At 67.8% G+C, this 17,788-nt stretch carries 23 protein-coding genes; 20 read left to right on the top strand and 3 right to left on the bottom strand.

Annotated elements, in window-relative coordinates:
• Nucleotides 1-34: 34 nt before the first annotated feature.
• Entirely contained in the window at nt 35-1,594 is a 1,560-nt protein-coding gene (locus tag AWB94_RS23035) for a hypothetical protein (RefSeq protein ID WP_062658241.1), read from the bottom strand.
• A 376-nt stretch (nt 1,595-1,970) separates the two neighbouring features.
• On the opposite strand from AWB94_RS23035, the gene AWB94_RS23040 reads away from it, so the two are divergent.
• Nucleotides 1,971-3,359 carry an MFS transporter gene (locus tag AWB94_RS23040; RefSeq protein WP_062658240.1) on the top strand — a complete coding sequence of 463 codons (1,389 nt, stop codon included), beginning with the start codon at nt 1,971-1,973 and terminating at the stop codon, nt 3,357-3,359.
• A gap of 5 nt (nt 3,360-3,364) precedes the next feature.
• Here the strand turns inward: AWB94_RS23040 and AWB94_RS23045 are convergent, their stop codons facing one another.
• Complete coding sequence (locus AWB94_RS23045) at nt 3,365-5,032, bottom strand: PucR family transcriptional regulator (protein WP_062658270.1); 1,668 nt, start codon at nt 5,030-5,032, stop codon at nt 3,365-3,367.
• Nucleotides 5,033-5,273: 241 nt separating this feature from the next.
• Here AWB94_RS23045 and AWB94_RS23050 point away from each other — a divergent pair, with 241 nt between their 5' ends.
• The 19 genes from AWB94_RS23050 (at nt 5,274) to rplO (ending at nt 17,023) form a co-directional block, all read left to right on the top strand.
• Nucleotides 5,274-5,723, top strand: a complete 450-nt coding sequence (locus tag AWB94_RS23050; protein ID WP_062658269.1) for a GlcG/HbpS family heme-binding protein — start codon at nt 5,274-5,276, stop codon at nt 5,721-5,723.
• Nucleotides 5,724-5,902: 179 nt separating this feature from the next.
• Nucleotides 5,903-6,622 carry an iron-containing redox enzyme family protein gene (locus AWB94_RS23055; protein ID WP_062658239.1) on the top strand — a complete coding sequence of 240 codons (720 nt, stop codon included), beginning with the start codon at nt 5,903-5,905 and terminating at the stop codon, nt 6,620-6,622.
• A gap of 68 nt (nt 6,623-6,690) precedes the next feature.
• Complete coding sequence (locus tag AWB94_RS23060) at nt 6,691-7,035, top strand: Rieske (2Fe-2S) protein (RefSeq protein ID WP_062658238.1); 345 nt, start codon at nt 6,691-6,693, stop codon at nt 7,033-7,035.
• Complete coding sequence (locus AWB94_RS23065) at nt 7,032-8,273, top strand: NAD(P)/FAD-dependent oxidoreductase (protein ID WP_062658237.1); 1,242 nt, start codon at nt 7,032-7,034, stop codon at nt 8,271-8,273. Before AWB94_RS23060 ends, AWB94_RS23065 begins: the two co-directional genes overlap by 4 nt.
• The gene (locus AWB94_RS23070) at nt 8,270-9,715 is read left to right on the top strand and encodes an aldehyde dehydrogenase family protein (RefSeq protein WP_062658236.1); all 1,446 of its coding nucleotides are present in this window, start codon (nt 8,270-8,272) and stop codon (nt 9,713-9,715) included. The genes AWB94_RS23065 and AWB94_RS23070 overlap by 4 nt, the downstream gene beginning before the upstream one ends.
• Before the next feature lie 49 nt (nt 9,716-9,764).
• The gene (locus AWB94_RS23075; RefSeq protein ID WP_062658235.1) at nt 9,765-10,121 is read left to right on the top strand and encodes a Rieske (2Fe-2S) protein; all 357 of its coding nucleotides are present in this window, start codon (nt 9,765-9,767) and stop codon (nt 10,119-10,121) included.
• Nucleotides 10,121-11,719 (top strand): gamma-glutamyltransferase family protein, encoded by a 1,599-nt coding sequence (locus AWB94_RS23080; RefSeq protein WP_062658234.1) that lies wholly within the window; start codon nt 10,121-10,123, stop codon nt 11,717-11,719. Before AWB94_RS23075 ends, AWB94_RS23080 begins: the two co-directional genes overlap by 1 nt.
• Nucleotides 11,709-12,143 carry a RidA family protein gene (locus AWB94_RS23085; protein WP_062658233.1) on the top strand — a complete coding sequence of 145 codons (435 nt, stop codon included), beginning with the start codon at nt 11,709-11,711 and terminating at the stop codon, nt 12,141-12,143. The genes AWB94_RS23080 and AWB94_RS23085 overlap by 11 nt, the downstream gene beginning before the upstream one ends.
• 167 nt (nt 12,144-12,310) lie before the next feature.
• Nucleotides 12,311-12,715 (top strand): hypothetical protein, encoded by a 405-nt coding sequence (locus AWB94_RS36335; RefSeq protein ID WP_131805359.1) that lies wholly within the window; start codon nt 12,311-12,313, stop codon nt 12,713-12,715.
• Between the two features lie 87 nt (nt 12,716-12,802).
• A complete protein-coding gene (rplN, locus tag AWB94_RS23095) occupies nt 12,803-13,171 on the top strand; it encodes a 50S ribosomal protein L14 (RefSeq protein WP_024453885.1) in 369 nt (122 codons plus the stop codon).
• Complete coding sequence (gene rplX / locus AWB94_RS23100) at nt 13,171-13,488, top strand: 50S ribosomal protein L24 (RefSeq protein ID WP_062658231.1); 318 nt, start codon at nt 13,171-13,173, stop codon at nt 13,486-13,488. Before rplN ends, rplX begins: the two co-directional genes overlap by 1 nt.
• 1 nt (nt 13,489) lies before the next feature.
• Complete coding sequence (gene rplE, locus AWB94_RS23105; protein ID WP_024453887.1) at nt 13,490-14,056, top strand: 50S ribosomal protein L5; 567 nt, start codon at nt 13,490-13,492, stop codon at nt 14,054-14,056.
• Between the two features lie 2 nt (nt 14,057-14,058).
• Nucleotides 14,059-14,244 (top strand): type Z 30S ribosomal protein S14, encoded by a 186-nt coding sequence (locus tag AWB94_RS23110; RefSeq protein WP_024453888.1) that lies wholly within the window; start codon nt 14,059-14,061, stop codon nt 14,242-14,244.
• 90 nt (nt 14,245-14,334) lie between these two features.
• Nucleotides 14,335-14,733, top strand: a complete 399-nt coding sequence (gene rpsH / locus AWB94_RS23115; RefSeq protein ID WP_062658230.1) for a 30S ribosomal protein S8 — start codon at nt 14,335-14,337, stop codon at nt 14,731-14,733.
• Nucleotides 14,734-14,746: 13 nt separating this feature from the next.
• Complete coding sequence (gene rplF / locus AWB94_RS23120; RefSeq protein ID WP_024453890.1) at nt 14,747-15,286, top strand: 50S ribosomal protein L6; 540 nt, start codon at nt 14,747-14,749, stop codon at nt 15,284-15,286.
• 3 nt (nt 15,287-15,289) lie between these two features.
• Nucleotides 15,290-15,697, top strand: a complete 408-nt coding sequence (gene rplR, locus AWB94_RS23125) for a 50S ribosomal protein L18 (RefSeq protein ID WP_062658229.1) — start codon at nt 15,290-15,292, stop codon at nt 15,695-15,697.
• A 25-nt stretch (nt 15,698-15,722) separates the two neighbouring features.
• Nucleotides 15,723-16,391, top strand: a complete 669-nt coding sequence (gene rpsE, locus AWB94_RS23130) for a 30S ribosomal protein S5 (protein WP_084395335.1) — start codon at nt 15,723-15,725, stop codon at nt 16,389-16,391.
• Between the two features lie 2 nt (nt 16,392-16,393).
• Nucleotides 16,394-16,573, top strand: coding sequence for a 50S ribosomal protein L30 (gene rpmD, locus AWB94_RS23135; protein ID WP_024453893.1), 180 nt, complete (start codon nt 16,394-16,396; stop codon nt 16,571-16,573).
• Between the two features lie 6 nt (nt 16,574-16,579).
• A complete protein-coding gene (gene rplO, locus AWB94_RS23140) occupies nt 16,580-17,023 on the top strand; it encodes a 50S ribosomal protein L15 (protein ID WP_062658227.1) in 444 nt (147 codons plus the stop codon).
• 72 nt (nt 17,024-17,095) lie between these two features.
• On the opposite strand, the gene AWB94_RS23145 is transcribed toward rplO, so the two are convergent.
• Nucleotides 17,096-17,710 carry a TetR/AcrR family transcriptional regulator gene (locus AWB94_RS23145; protein WP_062658226.1) on the bottom strand — a complete coding sequence of 205 codons (615 nt, stop codon included), beginning with the start codon at nt 17,708-17,710 and terminating at the stop codon, nt 17,096-17,098.
• Between the last annotated feature and the right edge of the window lie 78 nt (nt 17,711-17,788).

Genomic DNA, 17,788 nt, shown 5'->3' on the forward strand with positions numbered 1-17,788 from the left:
GCGCCCGGCCTCAGAACACGCCTCAGAACACGCCTCAGAACACGAGGATGGCGAACACCGTGGACAGCACCAGCCCGGTCACCACCGGCACGAAGCACTTGCGGGCCAGGGTGAGCACGGGGACGCGGGCGAAGCCGGCCACCGCGACCAGCGACGACCACGCCACCAGCGTGCCGCCGCCGGACCAGATATTGCCCATCTGACCGACGGCGGCCAGTGTCGCCGGGTCCATCCCGGCGGCGGTGCCGAGCGCGGCCGACAACGAGCCGGTGAGCGGCAGACCGCTGAACCCGGAGCCCTCCAGACCTGCGATCACGCCTACCACCAGCACGGTGAACGCGACGACAAAGGGATTGGGCGCGACGTGGGCCAGCGCGGCGTTGATCAGATCGAACAACAACGCGGGCCCTTTGGCGCCCTCGGGCATGCCGAGGATGCGGGCGGAGAAGTCACCGTTGCCGATGAAAAAGAAGCCGGCGATGGGCAACACGACGCCCATGGCCTTGAACGCGAACACCAGGCCGTCCACGATATGCGTCGACGAGCTCTCCAGAAATGTGCGCTTGTCGTTGGTCAGGCAGGCGGCGAACAGCAGTATCGCCGCGATGCCACCGACGATGCCCGCCGCGTCACCGCCCTTCAACGGGGGAACCGCCGTGGTGAACTTGCCCAGCAGCAGATACACGATGAAGGTCAGGTAGGCCAGTGGCACTGTCATCGCGAAAACCTTGGCGGCCAACGACTTCGGTGCGACGACCGGCTCGGCGGCGGTCTGGTCCAGCACCGCGGTCGCGACCGGTGCGGCTGCCGTGGCGGTACCGCCGGCCGGGGTGGTGCCGCGTAGGTCGACGGTCGGGGCGGCGCCGGATCCGCCCGGGTCGGCCTGGTTGCCGCCGGTGAGGCCGAACCTGTCCGCTTTGTCCTCCCATGACACGAGCAGATCCGGCGAGGGTGCCCGCCACGTCCGGCGTTGGGTGAGATAGGTGATGAGCAACGCGCTCAGCCCGACGATCAGCGACAACACCATCGCCTTGTCGGCCACCCGGTCGGCGTCGACGCCCGCCGCGGTGGCAGAGATACCCGGTGCGACCTTGATGATGAAGTCCGAGGACAGCGCCATCCCTTGACCGGCAATCGCGATCACCATGCCGACCGACAGCGGGCTCAGGCCGGCCCGGATGGCCACCGGAATGAGGACGGCCCCGACCAGTGGCACGGCAGGGGTCGGCCAGAAGAACAGTGAGATCACATAGGTGACCGCGGCGAGAACGATGAAACTACTTGTGCCCGCCCGCATTACCCGTCGGAACGGCGTCACCATCAGGCGATCGGCACCCATCTCGCGCAGGGCGCCGAGCATCGCGGTCACGAAGGCGATGATCAAGAAGATGTTGAACAGCTCGTTGGCCGCCACCAAGCTGGCATTGAAGATCGACGACAGGCCCGTCACGATGCTGCCCGAGAACACCGAGGCGGTCAGCAGCGTGGCCACGACGGATGGCACCAGGATGTTCTTGCGCATCGCCATCGTGGCGAGAATGACGACGATTCCGGCCAGGTAGATCCAGTGGGCTGCGCTGAGATGTATGTCCATCGCGGATCTTTCATTCACAACTGCTCGTGGGCTGTGCAGTCTGATGGGGGAATGCTCGACGCGTTCCCGGTGCCGGTCAACGCACAGAGTGCACACCGGTTGCCTCGTCTGCCTGTGCAACGTGTTCCGACGTTGTCATCTTGATGTCGGCGTGTTGCGCCGAAGTAACGCCCTGCGCCGGGATCTGGTGCTTTCGCGCCACACCGGCCGGAGCGGCCGGCGGTGACTGTGCAGCATGTCCCCGTGGGGGTGGCTTTCCGGTGCGCCATGACCCGTGCGGGCAGCACCATCGCCGCGGCGCGAATGAGACAGTGGCGGAGCGGGCGCCTCCGCACGGACCACCCCTGCGCGACAGACCGGCCATGAAAGACCTGCGATGACTGATACCGACAGCCGCCCCACCGGGTCCGGCGTCCACCCATCGGGAGGTGGCACGCCGCCGGCGCTGGCCGCGCTGCTGTCCGGCACTCTCGTCGGCACCGTGAGCAACAACGTGGTCAATGTGCCGATGCCGGCCATCCTCGGCCACTTCGATGCGCCGCTGAGCAGTGGTGTCTTCGTGGTCGTGGGATTCCTGCTCACCTTCACCGCAACCATGCCGGTCGTCGGCTGGATGGGGGATCGTTTCGGCCGCCGCCGCATCTACTGTGCTTCCATGGTCGCCACGGCGGTGTGTGCCATCGGGGCCGCGACCGCACCGTCGCTGGAACTGCTGATCCTGTGGCGTTGCGTGGGCGGGGCGGCCGCCGCCGCGCTGGGTCCCGCGGTGATGGGCCTGCTGACCTGGCTGTTCACCGGGGAGCGACGGGGCAGGGCGGTCGGCCTGTGGGCATCGGTTAATGGGATCGGGCAGGCGGTCGGACCGACGATGGGTGGATTCGTCGCCGACGCCTGGGGATGGCGGTGGGTGTTCGTGCCGCTGGTACCGGTGGCACTGGCCGGTCTCGTCGGCACGCTGCGCCATATCCCGCCCTACCCGGGCACCAGAATGAACTTCGATGCTGTCGGGGCCCTCACCTTGACGGTCGGATCCGGAATGCTGATGCTCGCCGCGGCACTCGTTCCGCGGCTGGGTGTCTCGGCCCTCGTGGTGACGGCGGCAGGTGTCGCGCTGGCGATTCTGGCGGCGTTCGTCTGGCACTCGCTGCGGACGCCCGAACCGTTCGTGGACGTGCGTCTGGTGGTCGAGGCTCGCTTCGCGCGCAGCACGTTCGCCGCGTTCGCGTTCATGTTCAGCCTGGGCGCCACGTTGCTCGCCGTGCCGCTGTACCTGTCCGGAGTCGGCCGCACCCCGGCGCTGGCCGGCGTCGTGTTGCTGGCCGTCCCGGCCTCCATGGTGATCCTGGGGCCGCTGGTGGGCCGATTCCTGGACCGAATCGGGGCCCGGCGGGTGTTGCGGGCCGGGTTGCTGGTGCTGCTGGCGGGCCACGCCACGCTGTCGGTGGCCACCGCCATCCGTCTCGTTGAAATGCCCTGGGGATTGGCTGGTTTGGTGTGCATTCTGGCGGTGATCGGCATCGGGACCGCACTCGTGCAGACCCCGGCGGCCACCGGTGCCACTCGTTCACCGGCCGGGGCCCAAGGAACCGGGCTGGGCTTGTTCAACCTGGTGCGGTTCGGCGGTTCGGCGCTGGGCGCCGCGTGGGTCGCCATCGCCCTGGGAAGCCACTCGTCGGCGGGTTTTCCGTTGGCGTTCGCGGTGGTCGCCGCGGTGGCGGCGCTCGGGTTGGTGGGATCGTTCGTCGGACCCGACCCGAGCCGGTAGCGCTGTCAGCGGAAGCTGGCCTCCCGATCGACGGCGGCCGCCACCTCGGTGAGCAGGTCCAGCCGGATGGCCAGCCAGACGGTGAACTGGTTGTCGGGCAACCGGATGTCCAGGCCGATATCACGCGACACCCGATCGAGTTTGGCCAGCATGGTGTTGCGGTGCACGTTGAGCGCTCGCGCGGTGGCGTTGACGTTGCCGCCGTTGGCGAGGTAGCCGGTGAGGAAGTCACGCAGGTCGGGTGTCGCGCGCAGGGGCCCGAGAATGTCGTTGACGAGGGCGCGGCTCTGCTCGGTTTCGGCGACCTCGGCCAGCACGGTGAAGCTGCGCAGATCCTGGTAGGACACGGCACCGGTGAGACCCAGCCGCCGTGCGATGCCGAGCGCGACGCGGGCCTCGCGATAGCTGGCGGACACCGCCTGGGCGCCCGACACCGGCCTGCTGTGGCACACCGCCACGGCCGCACCGCGGCGATGGCCCAGTTCGTCGGCCATCGCCTCGGCGTAGTGCGCCATCTCCTGGTTCATCGCGGTGTCGGCCTCGGCGCGCAGCGACCGCACGACCACCAGGACGTCGCCGAGCACGGTGACATACGAGCGCACGGCGGGATCCGGCGCCACATTGGCGGCATACCGTGCCAGCCGGACCATGCTCGCGGTGGGATTGTCCACGCCCCGTGGAACGGTGCCGGGGGCGACGAAGACACCGAACCGCGAATCGATGTCGATGTCGTGGTACTCGGCGCGCGCCCGCATCTCGTGTGCGCTGGAGAAATGACCGTGCACCAGGGCCTGGATGAAGTCACCGCGGGCCCGTTCCTCGGCTTCGTCCACGCTGTGTTGTCGCAGCATCTCCGAGCCGATGATCGCGGTGGCTTGTTCGGTGACGACCAGGTGCCGCGCCAGATCGTGTGCGCCCGGCTCGGCGTTGCACACCACCACGACCCAGCCTTCGAACTCCTTGCCGAGTCGGATCGCCGTGGAGATGGCGGTCCAGACGGCGCCGTGCGGGTCGGCGATGTGTTCCACCCGGGTGTCGTGATGGGCGGACAGCCGGGCGGCGGCGGGCAGATCGACGGTCAGCTTGGGGACCAGGGCCTCGGCAAGCGCGGTGGCCACTTCTGCGGCGAGCCCGTTGTGTCCGACGACCTTGCCGCGGGCGTCCAGCGCGATCGCGGGATTGCGTGCCAGATTGGACACCTCGCGGATCAGTATCTGCAGACCGGCGCCGCGGTGGAACAAGCTGGCCAACGAGGCGTGCACGTGCGTTGCGTAGCGCATGACGTGCACCTCTTGGCTCAGTGCCCGCTCGGCGAGCAGCCGGTTCAGCGCGGCGAATCCGACCGGGAAGGCCATCTCGATCACCACGAGTCCGCTCGGCGGTATCGGCGGGAAATCGGCGGGCGCCACGCCGTCGATCACCAGCGCCCGTGCGCCTCTGGCGGCCAGCGCGCCCAGGGTGGCGACCCCGGCCAACAGCGACTCAGGACGCGCGTACACCGCCACTGCGTCGAGTGGATCGGGACGCGCCATAACCTCTGAAAGTGGTAACAGCCAACGTAATTCGCGACCGAGGTGGTCGTCGCCCGCAATCACCCGGGCGCCCGACATGAGCGACTCGTCGAGCAATCCGGCGACGGTCATCCGGTCTGCGGAACGCTGCTCTGATCCCATGTTCGACCTGCTCTTTGCGGTGTGGACGCCGGTGTCGGCGTCTCGACACTCCACGATCACACCGGCTTCGGCTCCCACCCTATGTGCAGATTGACCCGAATGGCGGCCAGAGTGCAGACATTGTGACCAGGGCGGGTGTCGATGTGTCCGAGTAGACATCTCATCAGGCGCACGGCCTGCGGATCAGCGGTTCCGGCCGGCGCCGACCATATCGGCACAATTGCAAGGAGTCATGCTCGCCATGCATCAGATCTATCGGATCACTCTCGACGACGCGCTGCCCTTACTGGCGGCCGGCCGGGCCAAGGCCGAGGAGATCGGGGTCAAGCAGACGCTCTGCATTTGCGATGACGGCGGGAATGTGATTGCCCTGCACCGCCTTCCGGGTGCCCGACTGACCGGCGTCGACATTTCCATCGCCAAGGCCTTCACCGCGGCAGGGCACGAGCGCGCCACCCACCTGTTCAACGAGGCGCCCGGTGGACCGGCGTTGCCCGGAAACGAAGCCTTCGGCATCAGTCACATGTTGCCCGGCAAGTTCGCGGTATTCGTCGGTGGTTTCCCTCTGGTGTACCGCGATCAGATCGTCGGCGGTATCGGCATCAGCGGTGGCAACGGCGCGCAGGACAAGGCGGTGGGGGCGGCCATCCTCGCCGAGTTCGAGGCGCTGACGGCGGCGATCGGCCGGTGACGTGCTGTGCAGCATGGCCCATCGCGTCGAGCGATCGGGTGATGTTGTCCCTGTCGCGACATCGCCCTACTGGATAACGTCGTCGGTGCGCCGCGAATCTGCGGCAATGCATCGCGACGAGAAAACCGTTGACATGCAGTCGCTTTGGCAGATGAAACCGATCGAAAGGACCGAAGAGCATGACCGAACTGTTGGACCGTACCGAGTTTCGCGCTGAGCTGGAGAACGCGATCAAGGGCCGCGAGGCCAAGAACGCGTCGTTCTCCAAGGCCTGGGCCGAGGGGCGGTTGCAGCGCCACCATTTCGCCCGGTGGGCCGAGAACCACTACCACTATGTCGGACCCTTTGCCGACTACCTGGCCAACATCTACGCCAACACTCCCGACGAGTACACCGGCGCAAAAGATTTCACGCTGCAGAACATGTACGAGGAGGAGCTGGCCGACATCCGGCACACCGATCTGCTGATCAAGTTCGGCGAGGCGTGCGGCACCACCAAGGACCGGATCGAGGATCCGAATAACATGAACGCCATCACCCGTGGTCTGCAGTCATGGTGTTACGCGGTGTCGCAACGCGAGCACTTCGTCGTCGCGACCGCAGCGCTGGTGGTCGGGCTGGAATCACAGGTGCCCAGTATCTACACGAAGCAGATCGTGCCGCTGCGTGAGGTGTACAAGTTCACCGAGGACGAGATCGAGTTCTTCGACCTGCACATCACCTCCGACGTGGTGCACGGCGAGCGCGGCTACCAGATCGTGCTCGATCACGCCGACACCCCGCAGCTGCAGCAACGCTGCCTGCAGATGGTGCGATGGGGCGCCGAGATGCGCTTCTCCTACACCAAGGGGCTGTACGACACCTATGTCGCGCCCGAGTTGGAGCCGGCCGGCATCTGAGTGGACTCGGCGCGCTCGCGTCCGCCCGGTGAACGGGAGCGCGCCGACATCGCGAGAAAGGGGAGCGTATGTGGATCGCGGTGGCCACCACCAAGGATCTGGAGCGGCGGCGCAAGCTGCGCGTCGAGGTCGACGGCCTTGCCATTGCGCTGTTCCAGGCCGGAGGCCGGGTGTACGCACTCGCGGATCTCTGTGTGCACCAAGACCGTTCGCTGTTCAAGGGCACCCTGTTGCACGGCAAGGTGATCTGTCCGGGACATCAGTGGCAGTTCGACCTGGAAACCGGCTACGAGGCCGACCAGGACCGCTGCCAACCGAATTATCCGGTGCGGGTACAGGACGACACCGTCTATGTCGACACGGCAGCGGTCCGGCATGCACCGGTGGGCCGCGAGGAAGGCGCGAACGCATGACGGTACAGAACATCGTCACCGTCGGCGCGGGCCAGGCAGCGGCGGTGGCGGCCAGGAACCTGCGCAGGCAGGGCTACGACGGCAGGATCAGGCTCATCGGGGATGAGCCGCACCTGCCCTATCAGCGACCACCGCTGTCGAAGGAGTTCCTCGCCGGAGCCGATACCGAGGATTCGTTGTGGATCCTGCCGCCGACCTGGGTGACCGACCACGACGTCGACATCGTCACCGGGACCACCGTTGTGCGGGTGGACGCGATGTCACGCAGGGTCGAGCTGGAGGGCGGCGCGGCGGTGCAGGCCGACGCGGTGCTCTTCGCCACGGGCGGCGCGCCGCGCACCCTGGCGGTACCCGGGCCACGCCCCGAGCTGGTGCACTATCTACGCACGCTCGACGACGCGCGGCGGCTGGCGTCGGCACTGCGACCCGGACGCCGGTTGGCGATCGTCGGTGCGGGTTTCATCGGCCTGGAGCTTGCCGCCACCGCGACAGCCCTCGGCGTCGACGTCACGGTGTTGGAGTCGGTGCCTGTCCCGTTGGCCCGGGTGCTGGGTCCGGCGATGGCCGCGGCTGTCTGCCGGCTCCATCGCGAGGCTGGGGTGGACCTGCGAACCGGAATGCGGATCAACGGTATTCGCACCACCAGTGCGGGCGTGCTCATCGATGTCGACGGATCAGGACCGGTCGAGGCAGACGCCGTGGTGATCGGGATCGGGATCACGCCCAACACCGCCGTCGCCGAGGCGTCCGGCCTGCACACCGACGATGGCATCGTGGTGGACGCAGCGGGGCGCACCGCGGTCAGCAACATCTTCGCGGCCGGTGACGTGGCGCGGCGCTACTCACCCCGCGCGGGCCGCCACATTCGTCCCGAGCACTTCGACAATGCCAGCCGGCAGGGGGTGGCCGTGGCCAACACGATGCTCGGCCGCGACACGATCTCCGACGACGCCCCGTGGTTCTGGTCGGATCAGTACGGTCGGAACCTGCAATTCGTGGGGGCCGCCACCGGCGACCCCGTCGTCAGGGGCGACGTGGACGCAGGCGAGTTCACCGGCTTCTATCTGGAGGGCACCACCGTCCGCGGCGCCTTTGCCATGGATTGCGGTGCGGACATCACGGCGGCCCGGGAACTGTTGGATCGCGCCGTCGACGTCGATGCGCTGCTCGACGAGGGCACCGATCTGTGGGATCTGGTCTACGCCGATATCGACGAAGAAGCGCAGGTGACCCGATGATCGACGGTCTGAACCTGATCGGCGGGTCGTGGGTGCCGGCCCGGTCCGGCGAGACCTTCGTGCGGGCCAATCCCGCCGACCCCACCGACCTCGTCGGCAGTTTCCCCGCTTCGCGGCCCGAGGATGTCGCCGACGCCGTCGACGGATTGGCGAAGGCGGCGCCGGAGTGGGCGGCGACGGCACCCGAGCGCCGGGCGGCGATCCTGGAAGCCGCTGCCGCGCAATTGGAATCGAGGCGGGCAGAGCTGATCGCCGAACTGGTCCGGGAAGAGGGTAAGACCCTCGCCGAGGCCACCACCGAGGTCAGCCGCACGCCGGCCAACCTGCGGTTCTACGCTGCCGAGGCGACCCGATCCGGAGGCGTGACATTGCCGTCCGCGGGTGACACCCTGGTGTACACGGTCCGTGAGCCGGTCGGCATCATCGCCGCGATCACGCCGTGGAACTTCCCGATGAACATCCCGTCCCGCAAACTCGGGCCGGCGTTGGCGGTCGGCAACCCGGTGCTGTTCAAGCCCTCTGAGCTCACCCCGCTGATGGGTCAGCGTCTGGTCGAGGCGTTGTTGGACGGTGGGTTGCCCCCGACGGCCATCGCGCTGGTGCACGGTGACGGCCGGGCCGGGGCGGCGGTGGTCGCCGACGAACGCGTCGCGGCGGTCACGTTCACCGGTTCCACCGAGGTGGGCCGTGCGATCCACGGCCGGATGGGGCCGCACCGGCGCGTGCAGTTGGAGATGGGTGGCAAGAATGCGGTGCTGGTCGCCGACGACGCCGACCTCGACCGCGCGGCGGCGCTGATCGTCAAGGGCGCCTTCGGATTGTCGGGCCAGGCCTGCACCGGCACCAGCAGGGTGGTTGTCACCGACACCATCCACGACGCGCTGGTCGAGCGGGTCATCAAGCGCACCAAGGCATTGCGGGTGGGCCCCGGTGGGACCCCGGGAGTCGACATGGGAGCGCTGGCCAGTGCGCAACAACTGGAGAAGTTCATGCACTACGTCGCCGCCGGGGTCGGCGACGGGGCGACACTGCGGTACGGCGGTACCACGGTCGAGGTGGCCGGTCACCCGGGCGGATACTTCGTGACGCCCGCGGTGTTCACCGGCGCCGAACCCGGGATGCGCATCGTCACCGACGAGGTGTTCGGTCCGCTGATCGCCTTCCAACGCTCGGGTTCCCTTTCCGAGGCGATCGATCTGGTCAATGCCACCGATTTCGGGCTGTCCGCTGCCATCGTCACCGGCGATCTGGCGACCGCCCGGTTGTTCGCGCGCCGGGTGCGGACCGGGCTGGTCAAGATCAACCAGCCCACCACCGGCATGGCGATGAACGCCCCGTTCGGCGGTTACAAGGCGTCGTCGTCGGCGACGTTCAAGGAACAGGCCGGCGCCTCGATGATGGAGTTCTACCTCGCCGAGAAGACCGTCTACGTGGACGCCTGATACACGAGATGACCTACACGAGATGACGACAGAGACACGGAGTGCAGCAATGGAATTCGTACGTGTGGCCCGGTCGGGTCAGGTGCCCGAGGGGATCGTGCGCCGGTTCTACGCCGGGGAGTACGAGTTCGCCGTGGCCCGGCTGAACGGCCGGGCGTACGCGACGTCGAACTACTGCAGCCACCTGGATTGCCTGCTGTCGTCGGGCAAGTTGCGCGACGACGGCATCGGCTGCTCCTGTCACGGAAGTGCCTTCGACCTGGAGACCGGTGAGCCGATCAGCCCGCCGGCCACCGTGCCGATCAAGACCTACCCGTGCCAGGAACGTGACGGCGAGATCTTCGTCGGCGTCGAGCCCGGAGAGCTGCCGGCCGGGCCCACCCGGCGAGCCCGCCGGGGCGCCTGATGAGCACGGTTCAGCGGCCGCCGACTCTTTCGGCGGGTGCGATGGTGAGCAGCAGCCATCCCGCCGCCAGTCTGGCCGGGGCACGGGTGCTGGCCGACGGTGGTAATGCCGTCGATGCGACGCTGGCCATGGCTGCGATGACCTGGCTGCTGCTGCCCGGGCAGTGCGGTATCGGAGGCGATGCCTTTGCCGTCGTGCGGGAACCCGACGGGCGGGTCTGGACGGTCAACGGTTCCGGCTTCGGACCGGACGGCGGAACGACGGAGTTCTATGCCGCACAAGGATTTTCACGCATACCGTTGGACGGTCCGCTGGCCGTCGCGGTACCTGGTGCACCCGCGGCGCTGGCCGCACTGCACGGCGGCGGGGCCAGCAGGTCACTGCCGGAGCTCTGGGAGCGGGTCGCTCACATCGCCGAGAACGGCATACCCTGTTCGGCGCGCACCGCAGGTGACGTCGCCGCGGCCGCGAACGCGGTTGCCGCCGATCCTGGGCTGTCGGCGATCTACGCACCCCACGGCCGGCCGGCGCCCGTCGGTCGGCGACTGGCGCAGCCCGAGCTGGCTGCCTCCATTCGGGCCTTGGCGCGCGATCCGGCGAGTTTCTATACCGGTGAGTTCGCCCGGCGCGCGGTCGAGGCCCTGCGCGCCGGCGGTGCGCCGTTCAGCGGTGACGAATGGGCCGCGGGGGCCGAAATGACGGCCGAACCTGCAGTCACCGGCCGCTACGCCGGAGCGACGCTGCACCAGACACCGCTGCCCACCCCCGGGTGGATGGTGTTACAGCAGGCGGCCCTGTGCGATGGCGTGGTCGGGTCCTCCGGCTGGCTCGCGGCCGAGGCGATCGACCGGATGGCCAGGGCGGCCAGGCTGTCCTTCGCCGATCGTCTCGCACTGTGCGGCAGCGATAACAGCGGCGCCGAACTCGTTCTGGCCGCGGATCGCCTCGATGTCCAACGCCGTGATCTCGACGCGCGTGCCGAGCAGCGCGGTCCCTTCACGGTGGCCGCCGGCGACACCACATCGACGGTGGCGGTGGACGCCGACGGGCGTGCGGTCAGCTTCATCCATTCGCTGGCTTTCACCTTCGGTGCCAAGTTCACCGTGCCCGGTACCGGCGTGGTGCTGAACAACCGGCTGGGGCGGGGAGCGTATCTGCAGGCCGGGCATCCGAACATGGTGCAACCGCGGCGCAAACCCCTGCACACCCTGAATGCCTGGATCGTCACCGATGACGCGGGTGCGCTGCGGCATGTCGGGAACACCCCTGGCGGAGACGGCCAGGTGCAGTGGAACATGCAACTGCTCTCGCATCTGCTCGACCACGGGCTGGACCCGGCCGAGGCCGTGGCAGCACCGCGATTCACCGTGTTCCCGGGTTCGGACGCCGATGTGCTGGGAGCGCCGGACGAATTGCGGGTCGAGGCCGGGGTGCCCGCCGCGGTCCGGGCCGAACTGGCGGAGCTGGGGCACCGGGTCGTGGTCCAGCCGGAATGGGGTGGGGGCGGCAGCGCGCAGGTGATCTCGGTCGATGACCGGGGTCTGTTGAGTGCCGCAGCCGATCCGCGTCAGGAAGGAGTGGCGATCGGTGTCGACTGAAAGGACCCCGCCCCCTCCGCAGGGCGACTACGTGGCCGTCGTCGAACACGGCGGCGTGATCTACGCCGCAGGTATGACGCCCCGGCGCGACGGCGTGCTCGTCAGCTCCGGCACCGTCGGCGCCACGATGTCGGCCGATGCGGCGCGTACCGCGGCCGGGTTCGCCGCGAGCAATGCCCTGGCCGCCGTCCGCTCGGTGCTACCCGGCGGTGCGGGCCTGCGCTGCCTGCGGATGACGGTGTATGTCGCGTGCACGCCGGATTTCACCGCGCTCAGCGCGGTGGCCGACGGTGCTTCCGCGGCCCTGGCGGCCGAGTTGGGTCCCGGTGCCCTGCCCGCCCGCAGCGCCGTCGGCGTGTCGTCGTTGCCATCGGGCGCGCCGGTCGAGGTGGAACTCACCGCCGCGCGGTGTGACGGCCGCTGAGAATATTTCTCAGCGAGATTCCATACCTGGGGTGGACCCGGTGGGCTGCGGCACCTGGCGTCGTGGCAGACGAGCAGGTGCGGACCGGTTGGCCGGCGCATTGCCGAGATCGGCTGGCTTGCCCCGGGTAAGCGGCTCCGCTGGCACGCGCCCGTATCGAATTGGTGTTGTGGGCCATCGCGATCGATCTGATCATCGCGAATACCGCTGGGCTGCACCGGATTTTCTGGCCGGACATGCTGACCTACCAGTTCTGGCCGAAGGTCGGCGTCGTCGCGCGCCCGGTTCGCGGTTCGTCCTCGGTGACGTGTCGGCTACGCCATCGCGGCCGCTGGGGGCGAGATCACGAATTCGGTCTGTGGGCCGGTCTTGCCGCCAACCGCACCGCGGAGTCGAAGTGGGCGGTCCTGCCGACTTCGCCGGGGCTGCTGGTGCTGCTGACCTCCCGGGTGTTGAACTGGGGTGTCGGCGGGGCCCGATTCTGGGCCAAAACCGCAGCAATTTGGCGCTGCCGGGCTCGTCGCCTAGTATCTAGGGGTTGCCTGGGGCAGACCTCGGTTATCTCCGCGTGAGGAAACCCTGCGTGCCCTCGGGTGACAAAGACCGCGTACGTCCAGGTCGGTATCTGGCGTGCACACAAACCCAGGTCAGGAGATCGAGTGATTCAGCAGGAATCGCGGCTGAAGGTCGCCGACAACACGGGTGCCAAGGAGATCTTGTGCATCCGGGTTCTCGGTGGCTCGTCGCGGCGCTATGCCGGCATCGGCGACATCATCGTGGCGACCGTCAAGGACGCCATCCCGGGCGGCAACGTCAAGCGGGGTGACGTCGTCAAGGCCGTCGTGGTGCGCACCGTCAAGGAACGCCGCCGCGCCGACGGCAGCTACATCAAGTTCGACGAGAACGCCGCCGTCATCATCAAGAACGACAACGACCCGCGCGGCACCCGCATCTTCGGGCCGGTCGGTCGTGAACTGCGCGAGAAGCGCTTCATGAAGATCGTCTCGCTGGCCCCGGAGGTTTTGTAATGAAGGTGCACAAGGGCGACACCGTGCTGGTCATCTCCGGTAAGGACAAGGGCGCCAAGGGCAAGGTCCTGGAGGCCTACCCGACCCGCGAGCGGGTCCTGGTCGAGGGCGTCAACCGGATCAAGAAGCACACCGCGCAGTCGCAGAACGAGCGGGGCGCCTCCTCGGGCGGCATCGTCACGCAGGAGGCACCGATCCACGTGTCCAACGTGATGGTCGTCGATTCCGACGGCAACCCGACCCGCATCGGCTACCGCGTCGACGAGGAGTCCGGCAAGAAGATCCGCGTCTCCAAGCGCAATGGCAAGGACATCTGACATGACCACCGTAGAAAACAAGGTCCAGCCGCGGCTGAAGCAGCGGTACCGCGAAGAGATCCGCGACGCGCTGAACAACGAGTTCAACTACGCCAACGTGATGCAGATCCCCGGCGTGGTGAAGGTCGTCGTGAACATGGGTGTCGGTGACGCCGCCCGCGACGCGAAGCTGATCAACGGTGCGGTCAACGACCTCGCCCTGATCACCGGCCAGAAGCCCGAGATCCGCAAGGCCCGCAAGTCGATCGCGCAGTTCAAGCTGCGCGAGGGCATGCCGATCGGCGCCCGGGTGACGCTGCGTGGCGACCGGATGTGGGAATTCCTCGACCGCCTGGTGTCGATCGCGCTGCCGCGTATCCGCGACTTCCGCGGCCTGAGCCCCAAGCAGTTCGACGGCAACGGCAACTACACCTTCGGTCTCAACGAGCAGTCGATGTTCCACGAGATCGACGTGGACTCGATCGACCGCCCGCGGGGCATGGACATCACCGTCGTCACCTCGGCGACGACCGACGATGAAGGACGAGTGCTGCTGCGGGCTCTCGGCTTTCCGTTCAAGGAGAACTGAGCATGGCCAAGAAAGCTCTGATCAACAAGTCTCAGAAGAAGCCGAAGTTCGCGGTGCGCGGTTACACCCGTTGCAACAAGTGCGGCCGGCCGCACGCGGTGTTCCGCAAGTTCGGCCTGTGCCGAATCTGCCTGCGCGAGATGGCGCATGCCGGCGAGTTGCCCGGCGTGCAGAAGTCCAGCTGGTAACCACAGCATCCATTACCGATTTCAGAACACGGCAGGCCACCCCAAGGGATTGGGACGTGGAACCGCCGCGAGGAAGGTGAACCGGCTGTCATGACGATGACCGATCCCATCGCAGACTTCTTGACACGTCTGCGTAACGCCAATTCGGCGTATCACGACGAGGTGACGCTGCCCCACTCGAAGATCAAGGCGAACATCGCCGAGATCCTCAAGGAGCAGGGCTACATCTCCGATTACCGCACCGAGGACGCCCGCGTCGGCAAGTCCCTGGTGGTGCAGCTCAAGTACGGCCCGAGCCGTGAGCGCAGCATCGCCGGCCTGCGCCGGGTGAGCAAGCCCGGCCTGCGGGTCTACGCAAAATCCACCAATCTGCCCCGGGTGCTCGGCGGCCTTGGCGTGGCGATCATCTCCACGTCCTCGGGTCTGCTCACCGACCGCCAGGCAGCTCGACAGGGCGTGGGCGGCGAAGTCCTCGCTTACGTCTGGTAGGGGGAAACACAACATGTCGCGTATTGGAAAGCAGCCGGTCCCGGTTCCCGCCGGGGTCGATGTGACCATCGAAGGCCAGAAGGTGTCGGTCAAGGGACCCAAGGGCGCCCTGGCTCTGGATATCGCCGAGCCCATCGAGGTCAGCCGCAACGACGAGGGCGCCATCGTGGTGACCCGCCCCAACGACGAGCGTCGCAACCGCTCGCTGCACGGGCTGTCGCGCACGCTGGTGGCCAACCTGGTCACCGGGGTGACCCAGGGCTACACCACCAAGATGGAGATCTTCGGCGTCGGTTACCGCGTCGCGCTCAAGGGGTCCAACCTGGAGTTCGCGCTCGGTTACAGCCACCCGGTGCTGATCGAGGCGCCGGAGGGCATCACCTTCGCGGTGGAGACGCCCACCAAGTTCTCGGTGTCCGGCATCGACAAGCAGAAGGTCGGCCAGATCTCGGCGGTCATCCGTCGCCTGCGCCGCCCCGACCCGTACAAGGGCAAGGGCGTGCGTTACGAGGGTGAGCAGATCCGCCGCAAGGTCGGAAAGACAGGTAAGTAACCCATGGCTACCACGAAGAGCGAAGCCACCACCCGTAAGCCGGTGGGGCAGAACATCTCCGAGACCCGGCGCACCGCGCGCCTGCGTCGCCACGCCCGGCTGCGCAAAAAGGTCGAAGGCACCGCGCAGACCCCGCGTCTGATGGTCAACCGCTCGGCGCGGCACATCCACGTGCAGCTGATCGACGACCTGACCGGCACCACGCTGGCGGCCGCGTCGTCGATCGAGGCGGATGTGCGTGCCGTCGACGGTGACAAGAAGGCACACAGCGTGCGGGTCGGTCAGCTGATCGCCGAGCGCGCCAAGGCCGTCGGTGTCGAGGCCGTGGTGTTCGACCGCGGTGGGTACACCTACGGTGGCCGCATCGCCGCGCTGGCCGACGCCGCGCGCGAGGGCGGGCTGAAGTTCTGATGACATTCAACGAGAGGACTGCATGATGGCCGAGCAGGCTGGCGCCGGTTCGGCGCAGGACAATCGCGGCGGTCGTGGCGATCGCGACGGTCGGGGCCGTCGCGACGACCGCGGTGGTCGTGGCCGCGGTGACGACCGCGGCGAGAAGAGCAACTACATCGAGCGTGTCGTCACCATCAACCGCGTCTCCAAGGTGGTCAAGGGTGGTCGGCGCTTCAGCTTCACCGCGCTGGTCATAGTCGGTGACGGCAACGGCATGGTCGGTGTCGGCTACGGCAAGGCCAAGGAAGTTCCGGCCGCCATCGCCAAGGGTGTCGAGGAAGCTCGCAAGGGCTTCTTCCGGGTGCCGCTGATCGGCAGCACCATCACCCACCCGGTGCAGGGTGAAGCCGCGGCCGGTGTCGTGATGCTGCGTCCGGCCAGCCCGGGTACCGGTGTGATCGCCGGTGGCGCCGCGCGTGCCGTGCTGGAATGTGCTGGGGTGCATGACATCCTGGCGAAGTCGCTGGGTAGCGACAACGCGATCAACGTGGTGCACGCCACCGTTGCCGCGCTGAAGCTGCTGCAGCGTCCGGAAGAGGTGGCGGCCCGTCGTGGTCTGCCCATCGAGGATGTCGCGCCGGCCGGAATGCTCAAGGCCCGTCGCGAGAGCGAAGCGCTGGCCGCTGCGGCCGCGCGTGAAGGATCGGCATAACAATGGCTGAACTGAAGATCACCCAGGTGCGGGGCACCATCGGTGCTCGCTGGAAGCAGCGCGAAAGTCTGCGCACGCTGGGTCTGCGCAAGATCCGCCAGTCGGTGGTCCGCGAGGACAACGCCCAGACTCGCGGCCTCATCAAGACCGTGCACCACCTCGTCGTGGTCGAGGAGGTCTAGGAGATCATGAGCGTTATCAAACTGCATGACCTGAAGCCGGCGCCCGGCGAGAAGACCGCGAAGACGCGCGTCGGTCGTGGTGAGGGCTCCAAGGGTAAGACCGCGGGTCGTGGCACCAAGGGCACCAAGGCCCGCAAGAACGTCCCCGCGACGTTCGAGGGTGGCCAGATGCCCATCCACATGCGGCTGCCCAAGCTGAAGGGTTTCCGTAACCGGTTCCGCACCGAGTACGCCGTGGTCAACATCGGCGACCTCGGCAAGGCGTTCCCCGAGGGCGGCACCGTCGGTGTCGACGAGCTGGTGGCCAAGGGCCTGGTGCGCAAGAACGTGCTGGTGAAGGTTCTCGGCGACGGGAAGCTCTCCGCCAAGGTCGACGTCACCGCCCACAAGTTCAGCGGTAGCGCCCGTGAGGCGATCACCGCTGCCGGCGGCTCGGCGACCGAGCTGTAAGCGAAGTACCACCGCGACGGCCCCCGCTTCGGCGGGGGCCGTCGTCGTTCGGTGGGCAGGCGCCCGTGTCTGTCAGTCCTCGGCCCGCAGCTGGCCGCGGCGAAGCAGATCGTTGACGGCGTCCTCCCAGCGCGACAACTGCGTTTCGGAGGTGAATCGGTCGGGCAGGTGCCGGTCCAGATGCGCTCGCAGGATGATCGCACCGAGCACCAGCAGCAGCGGATTCAGTGCCGCCCAGGTGCGATCCAGATCCGGGCGGACCAGGCCGTGCTCGGCCCGTCGTTCCCAGCGTGCGTCGCCCGCGGCGACCAGCGCGTCGAAGGTCGTGATCCCGATCGGAGTGCCCTCCACCAGCGCCCTGGCCAGATAGTCCATCGCCGTGGTGTGCTCGGCGAGCAGCGTGGTGACCTGCCGGCCGAAGGCCTCGGTGGTGGTGGGGCCGGCCCCGGTGGCCAGGCTGGTTCGGATCACGTCGGCTACGTGCCGGTCCACCGCCTCGACCAGGCCGGCCTTGGTGCCGAAATGGTGCTGAACCAAGCCGATGGAGACCCCGGCCGCACACGCGACCTCGCGTAACGAGGTGGCATCCACACCACGCGCAGCGAAACTGACGAGTGCCGCATCGCGGATCTTCTCGACGTTCGACGCGGCCGGATCGGGCTTCCGATCCGGCGGCCAGCGGGTCACCGCCCCACCGTATAGCCCGGGATGACATGGACGCCGGTATCGTGAGACAATACGTGCGTATTGGCCTGCCGGGGGGCG

Origin of the sequence: Mycolicibacterium canariasense, assembly GCF_002101555.1 — a bacterium.
GTDB lineage: Bacteria > Actinomycetota > Actinomycetes > Mycobacteriales > Mycobacteriaceae > Mycobacterium > Mycobacterium canariasense.